Here is a 1,915-nt window from a genome sequence, read left to right on the forward strand (position 1 = left end):
GGCGGTGATCATAACTCCGGTCCACACTCATGCCGCCAGCGGTGTCAAATAGGGTTGTCGAGCGGGTGGCGGTCGTTGTCGTCGTGGCCGTGGGGGCAACGGGACGCGCTCGATGAGCGACTCGAAGAGTGGGGCATGAGCACGCCCGAAGAAGCGCTCGGCGGCGGTGGTGCCGTCAGGACGGCGGATATGATAATTGTGTACGGCGGTCAACGCGGCGAGCTTGCGTGGGCTGAGGCGGTGACGGCCGTGGTGATAGAGGGCGAGCTGGCCATTGCGTCCTTCAACGGCCGAACTTGAGCGTTGGAAGAGGTCGGCGCAATCCCCGGCAACCTGCTCCAGGTGGGTGCGCTCTTCGGGACTGAGGCGCTGCAGTGGATGCGCGGGGTGTCGCAAGGGCGCAAGCCGCTCGGCGCTGAGTGTCTTGAGGCGCTGACGCGTCTCGGCGCCGGTGCTGCGTGCGGCGACCCGCTCGAGATAGAGCGCCGGGATCAGCTCGGTGCGCAGCGCCGCCTCCAGCGGCGCGGGCAGATTCAGCGCCTCGAGGCGCGTGTGCACGGTGAGGAAGAAAAAGGTCAGGGTGGCCAGCAGCGCGGTGGTCATGCGCTCGGCCTTGGCGAGGCGCTCACGGGCGCGCTCGGACAGCGCGGCGTCCTCGGCCAGGCGGCGCAGGCGTGTCCAGATGTCCTCCAGGCGCTCGCTGACCTGCTCCACCGACTGGACCTGGCCGCGCGTGAGGTCGTAGGGATGGTAGAGCTCGCCAAGCGCTCGGATGCAGCGGCGCGCCTCCTCCTGGCGCGCGAGCGCCTGATCATGTGCGACCTTGGCCCTGGCCCAGGTGCTCAACGCGGCCTGAATGCGCGCGGCAAAGGCCGGCGGGCGACCGCGCGGACGGGGTTGCTGCGCCTGATACGCCTGCTCGGCCGCGCGCTCGGCCTGCCACTGGGCCTCGGCCTGCGCGACCTGCGTCTCGGCCTGCTTGACCTGGCGAGCCAGCGCCAGGCTGGTGGCCTTGCTGACCTCGTGCTGGACATGAAAGAGATCCGGGGAATGATGCGCTTGGCAGTCGTGGAGGTGATGGCGGCGCAGCGCCTGCGCCTCATCGCTCGTGCCCTGGATGACCTCCACGGCCAGTCCCTCGAGCGCGCGCTCCAGCGCCTGCGTCCAGGTATGCGCCGAGCGATCCGCGGCGTACTGCTCGAGCACAATGAAGTTCGAGACCGGCTCCAGGGCCACCAGGCAGGGCTGCGGATGGAACGTCTCATCCTCGCACACCGTCACCGCCCGCGCCGTCATGCCCTCGGCCAAGACGGTGCGCTCACCGTCGGCGACCTCGACCACCGCCGTCTCCAGGGCCGCATTGAGCGCCTGCTGGCTGCCGTAGGAGGCACCCACCACCGCCGACAGGCCGCTCACGTGCAGAAACTCACAAACCATCCGCACTCCAGCGCCGGCGCGCAGCGTGATGACGAACTGCGCCGACAGGACCACCCGATGCAGCCACTGCACCCCCTCGGGCGTCTCGAAGAAGGCGGCCAGCTCCACCGGCAGGCTTGGGCTCGGTAAGCCCGCCCGCCATGCCTGCAGGGTACTGCGGGCCACCCCCAGATCGTCGGCGATCGCCCGCTGCGCCTGTCCGCCCGAGACGCGCTGCTCGGCCGCAGCGAGATGCTCGGCTCGCTCCAGTCTCGTGTACAACTTCATGCGCGCCGTGCATCAAGCAAGGCACCTGATACCTCTGGTCGCGGTTTCGCGACTGCGCTACAGTCACCCTTGGCAGGATCTTCAAACATCGCTCAATACCCTCGGTGCGTTGGCACGTCCAAGGGTACGCACGGGAGAGGGTCCTGCCAATTCTTGTCACCCTAATCACCTACATCCGCACTCGGTCTTGGCCAGGGTTATGATCATGGCC

1 protein-coding gene is annotated in these 1,915 nt (G+C 68.3%); it reads right to left on the reverse strand.

Going from position 1 to position 1,915, the window contains the following annotated elements; all coding sequences use genetic code 11:
• Window positions 1–27: 27 nt before the first annotated feature.
• Complete coding sequence (locus D779_RS20365; RefSeq protein ID WP_043758162.1) at window positions 28–1,704, reverse strand: DUF6399 domain-containing protein; 1,677 nt, start codon at window positions 1,702–1,704, stop codon at window positions 28–30.
• Between the last annotated feature and the right edge of the window lie 211 nt (window positions 1,705–1,915).

The sequence above is a fragment of the Imhoffiella purpurea genome, assembly GCF_000585215.1.
Lineage (GTDB): Bacteria > Pseudomonadota > Gammaproteobacteria > Chromatiales > Chromatiaceae > Imhoffiella > Imhoffiella purpurea.

What these genes read in the sequence shown, in the direction of transcription:
- D779_RS20365 (WP_043758162.1), bottom strand. Translation starts at nt 1,704, where the DNA reads ATGAAGTTGTACACGAGACTGGAGCGAGCCGAGCATCTCGCTGCGGCC.